Annotated in this window: 14 protein-coding genes; 6 read left to right on the top strand and 8 right to left on the bottom strand. The window is 60.6% G+C overall.

The features are described 5' to 3' along the window. Positions 1–71: 71 nt before the first annotated feature. Positions 72–1,379, bottom strand: a complete 1,308-nt coding sequence (locus C9422_RS04660) for a CitMHS family transporter (RefSeq protein WP_116579845.1) — start codon at positions 1,377–1,379, stop codon at positions 72–74. 397 nt (positions 1,380–1,776) lie between these two features. Here C9422_RS04660 and C9422_RS04655 point away from each other — a divergent pair, with 397 nt between their 5' ends. Continuing rightward, positions 1,777–2,178 carry a GFA family protein gene (locus C9422_RS04655; protein ID WP_116579844.1) on the top strand — a complete coding sequence of 134 codons (402 nt, stop codon included), beginning with the start codon at positions 1,777–1,779 and terminating at the stop codon, positions 2,176–2,178. On the opposite strand, the gene C9422_RS04650 is transcribed toward C9422_RS04655, so the two are convergent. Beyond that, positions 2,179–2,505 (bottom strand): DOPA 4,5-dioxygenase family protein, encoded by a 327-nt coding sequence (locus C9422_RS04650; protein WP_007969848.1) that lies wholly within the window; start codon positions 2,503–2,505, stop codon positions 2,179–2,181. A gap of 83 nt (positions 2,506–2,588) precedes the next feature. Between C9422_RS04650 and C9422_RS04645 the strand changes: the two genes are divergently transcribed. Further along, complete coding sequence (locus tag C9422_RS04645) at positions 2,589–3,254, top strand: NAD(P)-dependent oxidoreductase (RefSeq protein ID WP_007969850.1); 666 nt, start codon at positions 2,589–2,591, stop codon at positions 3,252–3,254. 43 nt (positions 3,255–3,297) lie between these two features. Here C9422_RS04645 and C9422_RS04640 read toward each other — a convergent pair whose 3' ends face one another. Beyond that, entirely contained in the window at positions 3,298–4,248 is a 951-nt protein-coding gene (locus tag C9422_RS04640; protein WP_116579843.1) for a LysR family transcriptional regulator, read from the bottom strand. A 114-nt stretch (positions 4,249–4,362) separates the two neighbouring features. On the opposite strand from C9422_RS04640, the gene betC reads away from it, so the two are divergent. The 3 genes from betC to C9422_RS04625 all read left to right on the top strand — a co-directional run bounded on the left by betC (position 4,363) and on the right by C9422_RS04625 (position 8,537). Then, the gene (gene betC / locus C9422_RS04635; RefSeq protein ID WP_116579842.1) at positions 4,363–5,877 is read left to right on the top strand and encodes a choline-sulfatase; all 1,515 of its coding nucleotides are present in this window, start codon (positions 4,363–4,365) and stop codon (positions 5,875–5,877) included. 15 nt (positions 5,878–5,892) lie between these two features. Continuing rightward, positions 5,893–6,813: a choline ABC transporter substrate-binding protein gene (gene choX, locus C9422_RS04630; RefSeq protein WP_116579841.1), complete on the top strand. Its 921-nt coding sequence runs from the start codon at positions 5,893–5,895 to the stop codon at positions 6,811–6,813. Positions 6,814–6,968: 155 nt separating this feature from the next. After that, positions 6,969–8,537: a SulP family inorganic anion transporter gene (locus tag C9422_RS04625; protein ID WP_116579840.1), complete on the top strand. Its 1,569-nt coding sequence runs from the start codon at positions 6,969–6,971 to the stop codon at positions 8,535–8,537. Positions 8,538–8,615: 78 nt separating this feature from the next. Here C9422_RS04625 and aroE read toward each other — a convergent pair whose 3' ends face one another. After that, the gene (aroE, locus tag C9422_RS04620; RefSeq protein ID WP_116579839.1) at positions 8,616–9,437 is read right to left on the bottom strand and encodes a shikimate dehydrogenase; all 822 of its coding nucleotides are present in this window, start codon (positions 9,435–9,437) and stop codon (positions 8,616–8,618) included. Positions 9,438–9,450: 13 nt separating this feature from the next. Next, entirely contained in the window at positions 9,451–10,365 is a 915-nt protein-coding gene (gene hemF / locus C9422_RS04615; protein WP_007969862.1) for an oxygen-dependent coproporphyrinogen oxidase, read from the bottom strand. A gap of 163 nt (positions 10,366–10,528) precedes the next feature. Between hemF and C9422_RS04610 the strand changes: the two genes are divergently transcribed. Beyond that, positions 10,529–11,506 (top strand): NADPH:quinone reductase, encoded by a 978-nt coding sequence (locus tag C9422_RS04610; protein ID WP_007969863.1) that lies wholly within the window; start codon positions 10,529–10,531, stop codon positions 11,504–11,506. 116 nt (positions 11,507–11,622) lie between these two features. Here the strand turns inward: C9422_RS04610 and C9422_RS04605 are convergent, their stop codons facing one another. From C9422_RS04605 to C9422_RS04595, 3 genes are all read right to left on the bottom strand, one after another. Beyond that, the gene (locus C9422_RS04605; RefSeq protein WP_007969864.1) at positions 11,623–12,180 is read right to left on the bottom strand and encodes an L-threonylcarbamoyladenylate synthase; all 558 of its coding nucleotides are present in this window, start codon (positions 12,178–12,180) and stop codon (positions 11,623–11,625) included. A gap of 54 nt (positions 12,181–12,234) precedes the next feature. After that, positions 12,235–13,341: a DNA-processing protein DprA gene (dprA, locus tag C9422_RS04600; RefSeq protein WP_116579838.1), complete on the bottom strand. Its 1,107-nt coding sequence runs from the start codon at positions 13,339–13,341 to the stop codon at positions 12,235–12,237. Positions 13,342–13,422: 81 nt separating this feature from the next. After that, entirely contained in the window at positions 13,423–14,247 is an 825-nt protein-coding gene (locus C9422_RS04595; protein ID WP_116579837.1) for a peptidoglycan-binding protein, read from the bottom strand. Between the last annotated feature and the right edge of the window lie 132 nt (positions 14,248–14,379).

Below are 14,379 nucleotides of genomic sequence, written 5' to 3'. Positions count from 1 at the left end.
GCGATTGTTAAACCACAAAGGGCCCGGGCTTCAAACAGCGAAGCCTGGACCCGAAGTGGTGAGTCTTGGGCTTATAGAGTGCTGAACATCGGGAAAGTCCCCAACAGCAGTGCAGCAATCAGTATGCAGATACAAACCAGCACTGCCCACTTCAGGGTGAAGCGCTGGTGGTCACCGAAATCGATACCGGCCAGGGCCACCAACAGATAGGTCGATGGAACCAGCGGGCTCAACAGGTGGACGGGCTGACCGACGATCGAGGCACGTGCCATTTCCACCGCGGTTATACCGTAGTGACTGGCGGCCTCGGCAAGCACCGGTAACACGCCGTAATAAAATGCATCGTTCGACATGAAGAAGGTGAACGGCATGCTTACCAGCGCCGTGATCACCGCCAGGTACGGGCCGAGGAAATCCGGAATCACCGACAACAGGCTTTTCGACATGGCATCGACCATGCCGGTGCCCGACAGGATACCGGTGAAGATGCCGGCCGCAAAGATCAGCCCGACCACGGCCAGTACGCTACCGGCGTGAGCCGCGACGCGATCCTTCTGCTGTTGCAGGCAAGGATAGTTGACGATCATGGCGATACTGAATGCCACCATGAACAACACCGGCAACGGCAGCAGGCCGGCGATCAGGGTGCACATCAGGCCCAGTGTCAGGGCACCGTTGAACCAGATCAGCTTCGGACGACGGGCATCCGGGAACTGCGAGACACTGATTTCGCTGTGGTCGATTTCATCGCCCACCAGGTGCAGTTCACCCAGGCGCGCACGTTCACGTTTGCCGTAGAAGTAAGCGATGGCCAGGATCGCCACCACACCGGCCAGCATCGCCGGGATCATCGGGACGAAAATAGCCGACGGGTCCACGTGCAGTGCACTGGCGGCACGAGCGGTCGGGCCGCCCCATGGGGTCATATTCATCACGCCACCGGCGAGGATGATCAGGCCGGCCATGATCCGCGGGCTCATGCCGATGCGGCTGTAGAGCGGCAGCATGGCGGCCACGCAGATCATGTAGGTGGTCGCGCCGTCACCATCGAGGGAAACGACGAGCGCCAGTACAGCGGTGCCGACCGAAACTTTCAGCGGGTCGCCCTTGACCATTTTTAGGATCTTGCGCACGGCCGGGTCGAACAGGCCGGAGTCGATCATCAGGGCGAAATACAAAATAGCGAACATCAGCATCACGCCGGTCGGCGCGAGCTTGGTAATGCCTTCGAGCATCATCGGGCCGATTTTGGGGCCGAAGCCGCCGAACAGGGCGAAGATGATTGGAATGAGGATCAGGGCGATCAGCGCAGACAGGCGCTTGGTCATGATCAGGAACATGAACGTGATGACCATGGCGAAGCCAAGGAAAGTCAGCATGGGAATACTCCAGGCGTAGCGCGGCTAGGGAATGGGCGGATCGGGCGGGATCAGCGCAGAACGGGAAGCACGAGAGGTACGGACGGAGGCACAGCGAAGTGGCGGGTAGAAGAGAACATCAGAATCACCATTGTTGTTGTTAAATGGGCCTTTCGAGCAATCGAACACTCGCATTGGCCACCGGTCTTTTGCCGGTAGTGGCGGCGATCCTAATCGGGGAAGCTTTCAGCCAGCTTTCGCAGTTGAAAGCTTTGACCGGATGCACGACCGGTCGTCGGACCAGGGCAGGGAGGCGAACCGGGTTACGCCCTTCGCGAGCAAGCCCGCTCCCACAAAGCCAATGTGGGAGCGGGCTTGCTCGCGAAGGCGTCAGTCATAACGCAGCAGGAGGAATGTCATGAACAACGTTCACACCGGCGGCTGCCACTGCGGGCAACTGCGCTATCAATTCAGCGGGCAACTGCGAGATATCGTCCACTGTCATTGTTCGATTTGCCGACGGGTCAGCGGCGGCATCGTGACCACCTGGATCACCGTGCCGGCATCCGCCTTTCAATGGTTGGCCGGGACGCCATCGCGGTACGATTCTTCATCCACCTGCGCGCGTTATTTCTGCGGTCACTGCGGGGCGCAGCTGGCGGTGGTAACGCACCTGAGCCCGGACAGCATCGACCTGACCATCGCCACCCTCGACCACCCCGAGCAGGCACCGGCGCAGCGACACATCTGGACCGACAGCCGCTTGCCGTGGCTGCATCTGGACGAACACTTGCCCGGCGAGGCTGAAGAAACACTCTGATCAAAAAATAGACAGATCCAGCGGTCGAATCGCGCCCATCCAGATCGCATGCTCGGTGTGGTCGCGCAGATCGTCGCCGGTGTCCGGGTGTAAAAACACCACCAGGCCCTTGCGGTTGAGCGCCAGCCACGGCAGCACTTCACCCAGCACCTGCGGCTCGAACGCCAACTGGCAGCTCCAGTCCGGGTGCGGGCCGACCGGGCGCTCGTGCACACGGCCCATTTTCACTGGAAACAATTGCGCCGCCTGCTCACACAGCGCCCGCGCCTGCCCGATCGAGTCGGCATCGAAGTAAACATGGGCGTGATAGCCCGTGATCTGCTGCATTGCAATCCCTCTGAAAGCTGTTCGAACCCTCACCCTTTCCTGCGGGTCACACGTCATATAGACGCTGGAAAAAGGGTTCAGCCATGAAAAATGCCGAAACCCCCGTTGTGAAAGTGGTGCTTTATGGTGCCATGAGTAGCCTGGGCAGTGCGCTGATGGCTGAAATGCTGCGACGCCAGCATGAAGTGATCGCGATTCTCGATGACCTCAATGCGCTGGCACCCCGTCCGGGGCTGCGCACCAAGACTGGCGACCTGTTCGACGCGCAACGGGTCAAGCAGAGTGTGGCTGGCAGCTCCGTGGTCATCTGTTTGCTGGACGCTCCTGGCTTACCGTTCAACAGCGAACACGTGGAAAAAACCATCGTACCGGGTCCGGTCGAGCAAGTGCTGGCAGTCGACGCCTTGATTGAAGGCCTGCAGGGGGCAGGCGTTGCCCGGTTGTTTCTGGTGGGAGATTTCGCGGTGCTGGACGAGCCGGAGCTCGAGGACAGCCTGCAACGTCACGCCGCAGAGGAAATTCGCGAGGCACTGCAAAGCAGTCCTTTGCAGTGGACGCTAGTCAACGAACCGCGCGGGGTACCGGGGCTGACCATCGAACATTTCGCCAAACCCGGCGGCAACCTCGAGCCGGGACTGGCCGAACCGCTCGGGCGATTGGCCCGTACCGCCGTGGGCATTGCCGATGAATTGCACCTGAAACTGCACATCGGCGAGCACGTCAGTTTCATCGCGACCTCGGAACCTTGAAAGATCGCAGCCTTCGGCAGCTCCTACAGCGATCTTTTGACACTCAAACCGCAATCGAAGGAAACGCCAACCCCGTCAACGACTCCGCGCTGCCCGCCTGCTCAGCCATCAACCAATCCACAAACTGCTGGATCAACACCCCGCGCCGTTTACGCTGGGGCAAAACCACGTAATAGCCCAGCCGGGACATCACCGTTTCGCCGATCGGTCGACACAACAACCCTTGCGCCAGCAAGTTATCCACAAGGTGGCGCCAGCCGATGGCCACGCCCTGACCACCAATCGCAGCCTGAATCAGCAAGGTGTAGTTGTCGAAACGCAGTTGCCCGGGTGCCGGGGGCGAGGTGATGCCCAATTCGCGGAATACGCCGCTCCAGTCGAACCAGTTACTGCTGTGTTCCCCACGCAGATGCAGCAACGGAAACTCGAGCAAGGCCTGGGGGGGCAAGGGCAGGGAACGTTCACCCAGCAACTGCGGGCTGCACACCGGAAACACTTCCTCACTGAACAGCCAATGGCTTTCACCCTGCTTGAAGCGGCCATCACCGAACAGTATCGCTACGTCGATATCGGTACGTAGCATGTTATGGCTGCGTTCACTGGTGACCAGGCTGACATCCACCTGCGGATTAGCCGCGTGAAAGCGGTGCAGACGCGGCATCAACCAATAGGCGGCAAAGGCAAAATCCGTGGCCACCTGCAGCACCTCATGCTGTTGCTGGGCGCTAATTGCGCTCAATCCTGCATCGATATTCTGCAATCCGAGCTGAACCTGCTGAAAAAGTATCAGCCCGGCCTCAGTCAACTCGATACCGCGATAAATGCGGTCGAACAATCGGGTCGCCAGTTGTTCTTCAAGGCGCTTGATCTGCTGGCTGATGGCCGGCTGCGTGGTGCCGAGTTCAACCGCCGCCGCGGTGAAGCTGCGCTGACGGGCTGCCGCTTCGAAGGCACGAAGCAGATCCAGTGACAGGTCACCAAGGGCGTCATACATAAGCTGTGCTTATCCTAGTCATTGCCGTGCATGGGCTTTACCGCGAAGAGCTTGGGTTTCATTCTCGAAGCCAGCACTCTCGCATAAACATCCACTATGGAATGCCGCGATCACATGAAGCGCAAGAACATTCTTTTCATCATGGCCGATCAAATGGCCGCGCCAATGTTGCCGTTCTACGGTCCATCGCCCATCAAATTGCCCAATCTGAGCCGCCTCGCCGCACAAGGCGTGGTGTTCGACTCGGCTTATTGCAACAGCCCGCTGTGCGCGCCGTCGCGTTTCACCCTGGTCAGCGGCCAGTTGCCGAGCAAGATCGGCGCCTATGACAACGCCGCCGACTTCCCCGCCGACGTACCGACCTATGCCCATTACCTGCGCCGCCTCGGTTACCGCACCGCCCTGTCGGGCAAGATGCATTTCTGCGGGCCGGACCAATTGCACGGCTACGAAGAGCGCCTGACCAGTGACATCTACCCGGCCGACTACGGCTGGGCAGTGAACTGGGATGAGCCGGACGTGCGTCCGACCTGGTACCACAACATGTCCTCGGTTCTGCAAGCCGGACCCTGCGTGCGCACCAACCAGCTGGATTTCGACGAAGAGGTGGTATTCAAGGCCCAGCAGTACCTGTTCGACCATATCCGCGAGGACGGCGACCAGCCGTTCTGCCTGACCGTTTCCATGACTCACCCACACGATCCGTACACGATTCCCAAGGCTTTCTGGGATTTGTACAACGATGCCGATATCCCGCTGCCTGCAACCCCGGACCCGCATGACCTTGATCCGCACTCGCAGCGTTTGCTCAAGGTCTATGACCTGTGGGACAAGCCACTGCCTGTGGACAAGATTCGCGATGCCCGCCGTGCCTATTTCGGCGCGTGCAGCTATATCGACAGCAACGTCGGCAAACTCCTGCAAACCCTCGAGGACACAGGGCTGATAGATGACACCATCATCGTGTTTTCCGGTGACCACGGCGACATGCTCGGCGAGCGCGGCCTCTGGTACAAAATGCACTGGTATGAAATGGCCGCACGGGTGCCGCTGCTGATCAGCGCACCGGGGCAGTTTGGCGCTGGCCGGGTCAGCGCCAGTGTTTCCACGGCGGACCTGTTGCCGACATTCGTCGAACTGGCCGGCGGCTCGCTGGAACCGGGCCTGCCGCTGGATGGCCGTTCGCTGGTGCCGCACCTGCAAGGGCAGGGTGGCCACGATGAAGTGTTCGGCGAATACATGGCCGAAGGCACCATCAGCCCGCTGATGATGATCCGCCGCGGTGCCTATAAATTCATCTACAGCGAAGACGATCCTTGTCTGCTCTTCGACGTAAACAATGACCCTCGCGAACTGGAGGAACTCAGCCATTCGCCGCAACATCGCCAGCTGTTCGACGATTTTCTCGCTGAGGCGCGGGCGAAATGGAACATTCCGGCGATCCACCAGCAGGTGCTCGCCAGCCAGCGACGCCGGCGTTTCGTGGCCGAGGCGCTGACCCTCGGCAAGCTGAAGAGCTGGGATCACCAGCCGCTGGTAGACGCCAGTCAGCAGTACATGCGCAACCACATCGACCTCGACGATCTGGAACGTAAAGCACGTTATCCACAACCCTGCCAAAACCAATAATGTAAGGGGAAGTCCATGCAAAGGTTATCCACAGTACTGACGGTCGGGCTCCTGGCTCTGGGCAGCGCATCGGCGTTTGCCGACCAGAGTTGCGAGACCGTGAAGATGGCCGACCCGGGTTGGAGCGACATCGCCGCGACCAATGCCATCACCGGGTTCCTGCTGGACGGCATGGGCTACAAGGCCAAGGTCGACACCCTCGCGGTGCCGATCACTTTTGGCGGGCTCAAGGATGGCCAGGTTGATGTGTTCCTGGGTAACTGGATGCCGGCGCAGCAGGGCTTCTATGACAAATTCGTCGCCAATGGCGATGTCACGCAACTGGCGAAGAACCTCGACGGCACCGAGTTCACCCTTGCCGTTCCAGACTATGTGTGGGACGCGGGTGTGCATAACTTTGCCGACCTGAACAAATACGCCGACAAGTTCGACCGCAAGATTTACGGCATCGGCTCCGGTGCACCGGCGAACATCTCGCTGCAAGAGATCATCAAGAAAAACGATTTCGACATGGGCCAGTGGAAACTGGTCGAGTCCAGCGAGCAGGCCATGCTGGCGGAAGTGTCCCGCGCGGTGAAAAAGCAGAAATTCGTGACCTTCCTCGGCTGGACCCCGCACCCGATGAACGTGCAACTGAAAATGCATTACCTCAAGGGCGGCGAGAAGTACTTCGGTGACACCGGCAGCGTGCACACGCTGACCCGCAAAGGTTATGCACAGGCCTGCCCGAACGTCGGCAAACTCCTGACCAACCTGAGCTTCACCCAGGACATGGAAAACAGCATCATGGCCGAGGTGGTGAACAACAAGGTCAGTAACGCCGACGCAGCCAAGGCATGGATCAAGGCCAACCCGGCGGTGTTGGACCAGTGGCTTGATGGAGTGAAGACCGTGGATGGCAAGGACGCGCTGCCGGCGGTCAAAGCCAAGTTGTAACCGTCAAGGACGCCATCGCGGGCAAGCCCGCTCCCACAGCTTTTCGGAGATCCTTGTGGGAGCGGGCTTGCCCGCGATTCGATGGTCGCCCTTGCACAACTGGTTCTGACCCACCACCCTGACATAATTGCGCCGTCTATTCACCGAGAGGCCCCATGGCCCTGCCAAGCCGCCATTCACTCTTTCCATTCCTCAGTTGGTTGCCCAAGCAAACCCGCACCAGCGTCGGCCGGGACCTGGTCGTCGGCCTCAGCGGCGCGATTCTGGCGTTGCCGCAATCCATTGCCTACGCGCTCATCGCCGGTCTCCCACCGGAATACGGCCTGTACGCCGCAATCATCCCGGTGCTGATCGCCTGCCTCTGGGGCTCGTCTTGGCATTTGATCTGTGGTCCTACAGCGGCCATTTCGATTGTCCTGTACGCCAGCGTCAGTCCTCTGGCCGTTCCGGCGACGCAGGACTACGTCATGTTGATCCTGTTGCTGACGTTTCTTGCCGGCATCTTTCAATGGCTGCTGGGTTTGCTGCGATTTGGCGCGCTGGTGAATTTCGTCTCGCACTCGGTGGTACTCGGCTTCACCTTTGGTGCTGCCGTGGTGATTGCCATCGGTCAGTTGCCTAACCTGCTGGGACTGGACTTACCCAGCCAAGCCACCGCGCTGGACAGTTTCATCACGTTATTGCGCCATCTCGGCGAAATGGACAAACCTTCGCTGGCGCTGGGACTGGCAACAGTGGTGGTGGGCGTGATCCTCAAACTGTGGTTGCCACGCTGGCCGACGCTGCTGATCACCCTGATCCTTGGCGGATTGCTGGTCTGGCTTTGGCCGTCGATGTTCGGGCACGTGCAACTGGTCAGCGCCTTCACCGGCAAGCTGCCGCCTTTCAGTCCTTTGCCGCTGGATCTCGATCTGATCCTGCGCCTGCTGCCCAGCGCCGTGGCGGTCGGCATGCTCGGGCTGGTCACCAGTCTGTCGATTGCCCGCTCGATCTCTGCACGTTCGCAGCAATTACTCGACGCCAACCAGGAAGTTCGTGCTCAGGGCTTGTCGAACATGGTCGGCGCGTTTTTTTCCGGATCGCTGTCCGCTGGCTCCTTCACCCGCTCGGGTCTCAGCTACGAGGCCGGCGCCTGCTCACCGCTGGCGGGGATTTTTTCGGCACTGTGGGTGGCGATGTTCGCCCTATTCGGCACGCAGTTGATCGAACACATACCGATTCCAGCCATGGCCGGCAGCATTTTGTTGATCGCCTGGGGCCTGGTGGACCATCGCGGCATTCGCGCGTTGTTGCGGGTCAGCCGCGCCGAGTTCGTGGTCATGGCGCTGACCTGCGTCGCCACGCTGCTGCTGGAATTGCAGACGGCGATCTACGCCGGCGTATTGGCCTCGCTTTTTTTCTATCTCAAACGCACATCGCAGCCACGGGTGCAGCACGTACGCGATGGCGAGGAGGACATTCTGCGGGTCGGCGGCTCGATCTTTTTCGGTGCCAGCCACTACCTGCAAGTACGCCTGCAACGCATGCACGGCGCGCGCGTGGTGATCGAGGCGCAGCAGATCAACTTCATCGATTACTCAGGGGTGGAAATGCTGCACCAGGAAGCGCGACGATTGCTGCGCCAGGACCGCAGCCTGACGTTGCGCAGGGCACGACCGCAGGTGGTGGAAGAACTGAGGAAGCTCGAAGGGGCCGAGAAATGCCCGATCCGGTTTGAGGATTAAACAGATCGCAGCCTTCGGCAGCTCCTACAAGGTTTTGTGAATGTCTGTAGGAGCTGCCGAAGGCTGCGATCTTTGAAGTTAAAGGGCCAACTGCCGACGTAACTCAGCCAACACCGGCGCTGTGTCCGGTCGCACCCCACGCCACAGGAAAAACGCCTCGGCGGCCTGCTCGGCCAGCATCCCCAAGCCATCCATCGACACCGCAGCCCCGTGTTCGCTGGCCCAGCGGCAGAACGAGGTCGGCTCCTTGCCGTACATCATGTCGTAACACACCGTTTTGCCTGGTTCGATCAGGCTCGGTGCAATCGGCGGCACATCGCCCGTGAGGCTCGCGGAAGTCGCGTTGATGATCAGGTCCACCGACTCCTGCAACCAGTCGTAGCCACTGGCCGAGACCGGCCCCAGATCGCAGAACAGCTCCGCGAGCAACTCGGCCTTGTCCACCGTGCGGTTGGCGATGATCACCGAGGCGGGTTCTTCGGCCAGCAACGGCTCCAAAGCACCGCGCACCGCGCCGCCAGCGCCGAGCAGCAGGATGCGTTTGCCCTTGAGGCTGAATCCGGCGTTGACCGTCAGGTCCCGCACCAGCCCGGCACCGTCGGTGTTGTCGCCCAGCAGGCTGCCATCGGCCAGTTTGCTCAAGGTATTGACCGCACCGGCGCGCTGCGCCCGCGCCGTCAGGCTGTTCGCCAGCCGGTAGGCTTCTTCCTTGAACGGCACCGTCACATTGGCGCCGCGTCCTTCAAGGAAAAACGTCCGGGCACAGGTGGAAAAGTCGTCGAGTGGCGCCAGCATTGTGCTGTAGTCCAGCTTTTGCGCGGTCTGCTCGGCGAACAGGCGGTGGATCAACGGTGATTTGCTGTGGCCAATCGGGTTACCGAATACGACATAACGGTCCATCAGGATTCCTCGTTCAAGCTTCGGCCAACCAATCGCGGTCCTGCAGGAAGTACTCGGTCAGGCGCGCTTCTTCGCTGCCAGGCTCGGCCTTCCAGTCGTAGCCCCAGCGAACTTGCGGTGGCAGCGACATCAAGATCGACTCGGTACGCCCGCCCGATTGCAGGCCGAACAACGTCCCGCGGTCGTAGACCAGGTTGAATTCAACATAGCGGCCACGGCGGAACTCCTGGAACTCGCGCTGTTTAGCCGTGAACGCGTCGTTCTTGCGGCGCTGCACGATCGGCAGGTAAGCATCGATGTACGCGTCGCCAATGGCACGCATGAAGGCGAAGCTGGTGTCGAAATCCCACTCGTTCAGGTCGTCGAAAAACAACCCGCCGATGCCACGCGGCTCGTGACGATGCTTGATGTGGAAGTAGCTGTCGCACCAGGCCTTGTAACGCGAGTAGACGTCCGGGCCGAACGGTGCGCAGGCCTGCTCGGCGATGCGATGCCAGTGGATGCAGTCTTCCTCGTTACCGTAATACGGGGTCAGGTCAAAGCCGCCGCCAAACCACCAGACCGGTTCTTCACCTTCTTTTTCAGCAATGAAAAAGCGCACGTTGGCGTGGGAAGTCGGCACATGGGGGTTGTGCGGGTGAATCACCAGCGACACGCCCAAGGCTTCAAAGCCACGGCCCGCCAGCTCCGGCCGGTGGGCGCTGGCTGAGGGTGGGAGACCGCTGCCAAAGACGTGGGAAAAGTTCACGCCACCCTTTTCAATCACCGTGCCGTTTTCAATCACGCGAGTGCGACCGCCACCGCCGGCCGGCCTGGTCCAGGCGTCTTCGACGAATTGCGTGCCACCGTCTTCGGCTTCCAGGGCGGCGCAGATACGGTCTTGCAGGTCGAGCAGGTAGGCTTTTACGGCCTCGGTGCGGGTCGTCATGTCATCACCTTGAATCGGGCAAAACAACGCGGCGCTCCATTGGAGCTCAGCCTGCGCAAATGGGCGCGTAGCATAACATCGCAAGTTACCCCTTCGCAGTTGACGAAAATCAAGCTTAGGAGTCCGATAGGGCGCTTGGTAAAACGACCTATGGAGAGTTTCGATGGCAAAGCGTATCCAGTTCCGCGCCCATGGTGGCCCCGAAGTGCTCGAGTATGTGGATTACCAACCCGCCGAGCCAGGTCCGAAGGAAGTGCGCGTGACCAACAAGGCCATCGGCCTGAACTTCATCGACACCTATTACCGTAGCGGCCTGTACCCGCCGCCATCCCTGCCATCTGGCCTCGGCTCGGAGGGTGCGGGCGTGGTCGAGGCGGTCGGCAGCGACGTGACCCGCTTCAAGATCGGCGATCGCGTGGCCTATGGCAGCGGCCCTCTGGGCGCCTATAGCGAAGTTCATGTGTTGCCCGAGGCCAATCTGGTGAAACTGCCGGACGCCATCAGCTTCGAACAGGCCGCTGGCGTGATGCTCAAGGGCCTGACCGTGCAGTACCTGCTGCGTCAGACTTATGAGCTCAAAGGTGGCGAAACCATCCTGTTCCACGCCGCGGCCGGCGGGGTAGGCTCACTGGCCTGCCAGTGGGCAAGGGCCTTGGGCGTGAAGCTGATCGGTACGGTCAGTTCGCCTGAGAAAGCCGCACTGGCCAAGGCCAACGGCGCTTGGGCAACCATCGACTACAGCCATGAAAACGTCGCCCAGCGCGTGCTGGAATTGACCGACGGCAAAAAAGTCCCGGTGGTGTATGACGGCGTTGGCAAGGACACCTGGCTGACATCACTCGACAGCGCCGCACCGCGTGGCCTGGTGGTGAGTTTTGGCAATGCGTCCGGTGCGGTCGACGGCGTGAACCTGGGGATCCTGGCGGGGAAAGGCTCGCTGTACGTGACCCGGCCAACCCTGGGCACTTATGCGAACAACGCCGAGAACCTGCAACGCATGGCCGACGAGTTGTTCGAGATGATCATCAGCGGCAAGCTGACCGTGGACATCAGTCAGCGTTTTCCACTGGCTGACGCGGCGAAGGCGCAGACCGAGTTGTCGGCACGGCGTACGACGGGTTCGGTGGTTCTGTTGCCCTGAATGGGTAGTTGACTGGTAGGGCCCCTTCGCGAGCAAGCCCGCTCCCACACTGGATCTGTATCGTTCACAGATCCAGTGTGGGAGCGGGCTTGCTCGCGAAGGAGGTCAATCCGGTCTCAGTCCGGGCGCACAACCTTGCCGGTCGCCAGATCGCGAATCACGCTCGGGTTCTTGCGCCCGCCCAGATTGCCACCCAGTACCAGATCCAACTGCCCACGGAAGTACTGCTCGACGCGAAGCCGCGTGCGTGCCGCCGGGCGTCCCTGCGGGTTGGCCGACGTCGACACCAGCGGCCCGACCAGTGCGCACAAGTCCCGCACCAGTGGGTGATCACTGACCCGCAGCGCCACGGTTTCATGCACACCGGTAATCCACTGCGGCAGCAGGTTCTGGTGCGGCACCAGCCAGGTGTTCGGACCTGGCCAGGTACTGGCCATGCGGTCCATCCACAACTCGGGGAAGTCATCGAAGAGGAAATCGAACTGACGGATGTTGTCCGCGACCAGGATCAGCCCTTTATCCTCGGACCGCCCCTTGATCAGCAGCAGACGCTCCACCGCTTCCTCGTCCCACGGGTCGCAACCCAGGCCCCAGACTGCTTCGGTTGGGTAGGCAATCACCGCCCCGGCGCGAATTGCTTGCGCGGCTTGTTGCACACGCCAACTGTTGACCATGAAAAACTCTCCAGAATAAGGCTCTGCGCAGTTTACCGATCTTGTTTATAAAACCTAGCTCACCCGTGCAAACCAGCGCCCGCTTTCGCAAATAGCGCGACCGTCCATTTCAAGTTCGGTCAACGCCGCCAGCACTTTCGGCAAGGCCCAGCCGCTTGCGTCGGCTAACCCTTCACTGGTCAGAGGTGCCGCATGCAGCAACTTCAACAGGGGGTGAGTCGTTTCAGGGGTAAAGGATTCTGTGGATAACGGCAGTCGTTGCCAGCCGCGCAAGGCTTCGAGGATATGTTCGATGGTTTCCACCAGCACCGCACCGTCGCGAATCAACTGATGGCAGCCGCGGGCACCGGGATGATGGATCGACCCGGGCATCGCAAACACCTCGCGCCCCTGTTCCGCTGCCAGCCTCGCGGTAATCAGTGATCCGCTGGCGACACTGGCTTCGACCACCAGCACCCCGAGGGACAAACCACTGATGATCCGGTTGCGCCGAGGGAAGTTGCCGGCGCTGGGGCCTGCATCCAGCGGGAACTCCGAAAGTACCGCGCTGCCCGAGGCGATCATGGCGTCCGCCAGGCGTCTATTTCGCTGTGGATAAAACTTCTCGAGCCCCGTGCCGAGCACACCGACCGTTTGCCCGCCAATGTCCAATGCGGCCTGATGTGCGGCGGCGTCAATGCCCAGGGCCAGGCCGCTGGTAATGACAAAACCGGCACCCGCCAGGCTGCGGGAAAACGCGGCAGCGGTGTCCATCCCCGGCCGGGAAGCGCGACGACTGCCGACCATCGCCAGTTGTGGTTTTTCCAGAATGCCGGGATCGCCGGCGACAAATAACAGCGGTGGTGCATCGCTGATTTGTGCCAGCAGCGCCGGGTAGTCCGGTTGGTCCCACATCAGTAAATGCTGGGCCGGATGCTCCAGCCAGGCCAATGCATGGCTGGCACCGTCCCGGATCTCAGCGCTACGCCTGGCCTCGGAACAGGCCAGTGGCAAACCCAGCGCACGCCAGGCACTGGCAGGTGCACTGATGGCTTTGGATGCCGAGCCGAAGGCTTCGAGCAATTTCTTGAAACGCGCCGGGCCGAGTTCCGGCAAACGGTGCAGACGTAAACGAGCTTCCAGTTCCGCGGGGGAAACCGGTGTAACGGCAGGCAGCGACATGGATCATCCTTGATCGTTATGAGCACCCGTACAAACGGGAATAAGCTGTGGATAACTCTGTTGGTAACTTGTGAAGCACTCTTACGGATTTCGTACCTTGTCCATCACCGACAGCGAGCGTGAAGCGCTGAGCACCAGCCCATAACTGAGTTTGTCGTAGGTACGGAAAACCATCAGCAGACCGGCGCGCTCATCGGGAATCTTCAATGGCTGGCCGGTGATCCGGTCGCGCACTGTTTCGCCGGTTTTCATCACTGCCAGCAGATTGCCTTCGACCAGACCGTCGCGCTGCCCCTTGTTCAGGGTAACCACGTCCAACTCGCCGATCTGCGTGACCCCGCGCGGAACATCGATGATCAGACCGTTGATTTCGTGGCTCGGTGCCCTGGGCGTGAAGGTCGAGTTGATCGCCTGCTCTTCACCGCTGAACAAGCGATCGCCGAGGCGGACCTCCTGGGTCGTGCGTTGCAATTCCAGGGTGGCGACGTCACCCTCGATGGCCACGACATCGCCGCCGCCGATGTCGTCGGCGTTGATCCCCAGGATTTCCTTGCTCTGCGGATCGGTGTAGACCTTGCCTTGACGGAAGATGCCGTACGCCGGTTGCGCCGGATCGAATTGGCCGCGGGCAAAGATGCGATCACCCGCGCCGCTGAGCACCCGCTCGGAATCACCAGCGACAATGTAAGGCGCCTTGGTGAAATCCTCGGCCTTGTCGACGATGCGGTTGCTCAGCAGAAAGCTGTTTATCGATTTGAGCGCAATGCTGGGGATAACCTCGGTCACCGGGCTGCTGCGAACCTGAGGCGACAGCTTTATGGTGGGAATATCTTCCCGAAGTTGCACCTGCCCGTACGCCCAGCCTGCCGAAGCCAGGAGCAGCAGGGCGAGTAGTGATTTCCTCATGCGGTGAATCCCTTTATTATGTGCATTCGCGTGAAACGCCAGAGCCGTCAGTGGCTCGCTCCCGGCTTGCTTGTCAAAACTTGCTTGTCAACAGAAGGGAGCTACGTTTTACAACGGTAGCCTGCATTTCTT

It is taken from the genome of Pseudomonas sp. B1(2018) (assembly GCF_003097365.1).
In the GTDB taxonomy this organism is placed as follows: Bacteria; Pseudomonadota; Gammaproteobacteria; order Pseudomonadales; family Pseudomonadaceae; genus Aquipseudomonas; species Aquipseudomonas laurylsulfatiphila.
The sequence above is the reverse complement of the archived record's forward strand: the minus strand, read 5'-3'. Positions and strand labels throughout refer to the sequence as shown.

Excerpts from the sequence above, each read along its gene's own strand:
- C9422_RS04640 (WP_116579843.1), bottom strand. The coding sequence starts at position 4,248 with ATGTATGACGCCCTTGGTGACCTGTCACTGGATCTGCTTCGTGCCTTC.
- C9422_RS04645 (WP_007969850.1), top strand. The coding sequence starts at position 2,589 with ATGAAAAATGCCGAAACCCCCGTTGTGAAAGTGGTGCTTTATGGTGCC.
- dprA (WP_116579838.1), bottom strand. The coding sequence starts at position 13,341 with ATGTCGCTGCCTGCCGTTACACCGGTTTCCCCCGCGGAACTGGAAGCT.
- C9422_RS04660 (WP_116579845.1), bottom strand. The coding sequence starts at position 1,379 with ATGCTGACTTTCCTTGGCTTCGCCATGGTCATCACGTTCATGTTCCTG.
- C9422_RS04595 (WP_116579837.1), bottom strand. The coding sequence starts at position 14,247 with ATGAGGAAATCACTACTCGCCCTGCTGCTCCTGGCTTCGGCAGGCTGG.
- betC (WP_116579842.1), top strand. The coding sequence starts at position 4,363 with ATGAAGCGCAAGAACATTCTTTTCATCATGGCCGATCAAATGGCCGCG.
- C9422_RS04605 (WP_007969864.1), bottom strand. The coding sequence starts at position 12,180 with ATGGTCAACAGTTGGCGTGTGCAACAAGCCGCGCAAGCAATTCGCGCC.
- C9422_RS04610 (WP_007969863.1), top strand. The coding sequence starts at position 10,529 with ATGGCAAAGCGTATCCAGTTCCGCGCCCATGGTGGCCCCGAAGTGCTC.
- C9422_RS04655 (WP_116579844.1), top strand. The coding sequence starts at position 1,777 with ATGAACAACGTTCACACCGGCGGCTGCCACTGCGGGCAACTGCGCTAT.
- choX (WP_116579841.1), top strand. The coding sequence starts at position 5,893 with ATGCAAAGGTTATCCACAGTACTGACGGTCGGGCTCCTGGCTCTGGGC.
- C9422_RS04650 (WP_007969848.1), bottom strand. The coding sequence starts at position 2,505 with ATGCAGCAGATCACGGGCTATCACGCCCATGTTTACTTCGATGCCGAC.
- hemF (WP_007969862.1), bottom strand. The coding sequence starts at position 10,365 with ATGACGACCCGCACCGAGGCCGTAAAAGCCTACCTGCTCGACCTGCAA.
- aroE (WP_116579839.1), bottom strand. The coding sequence starts at position 9,437 with ATGGACCGTTATGTCGTATTCGGTAACCCGATTGGCCACAGCAAATCA.
- C9422_RS04625 (WP_116579840.1), top strand. The coding sequence starts at position 6,969 with ATGGCCCTGCCAAGCCGCCATTCACTCTTTCCATTCCTCAGTTGGTTG.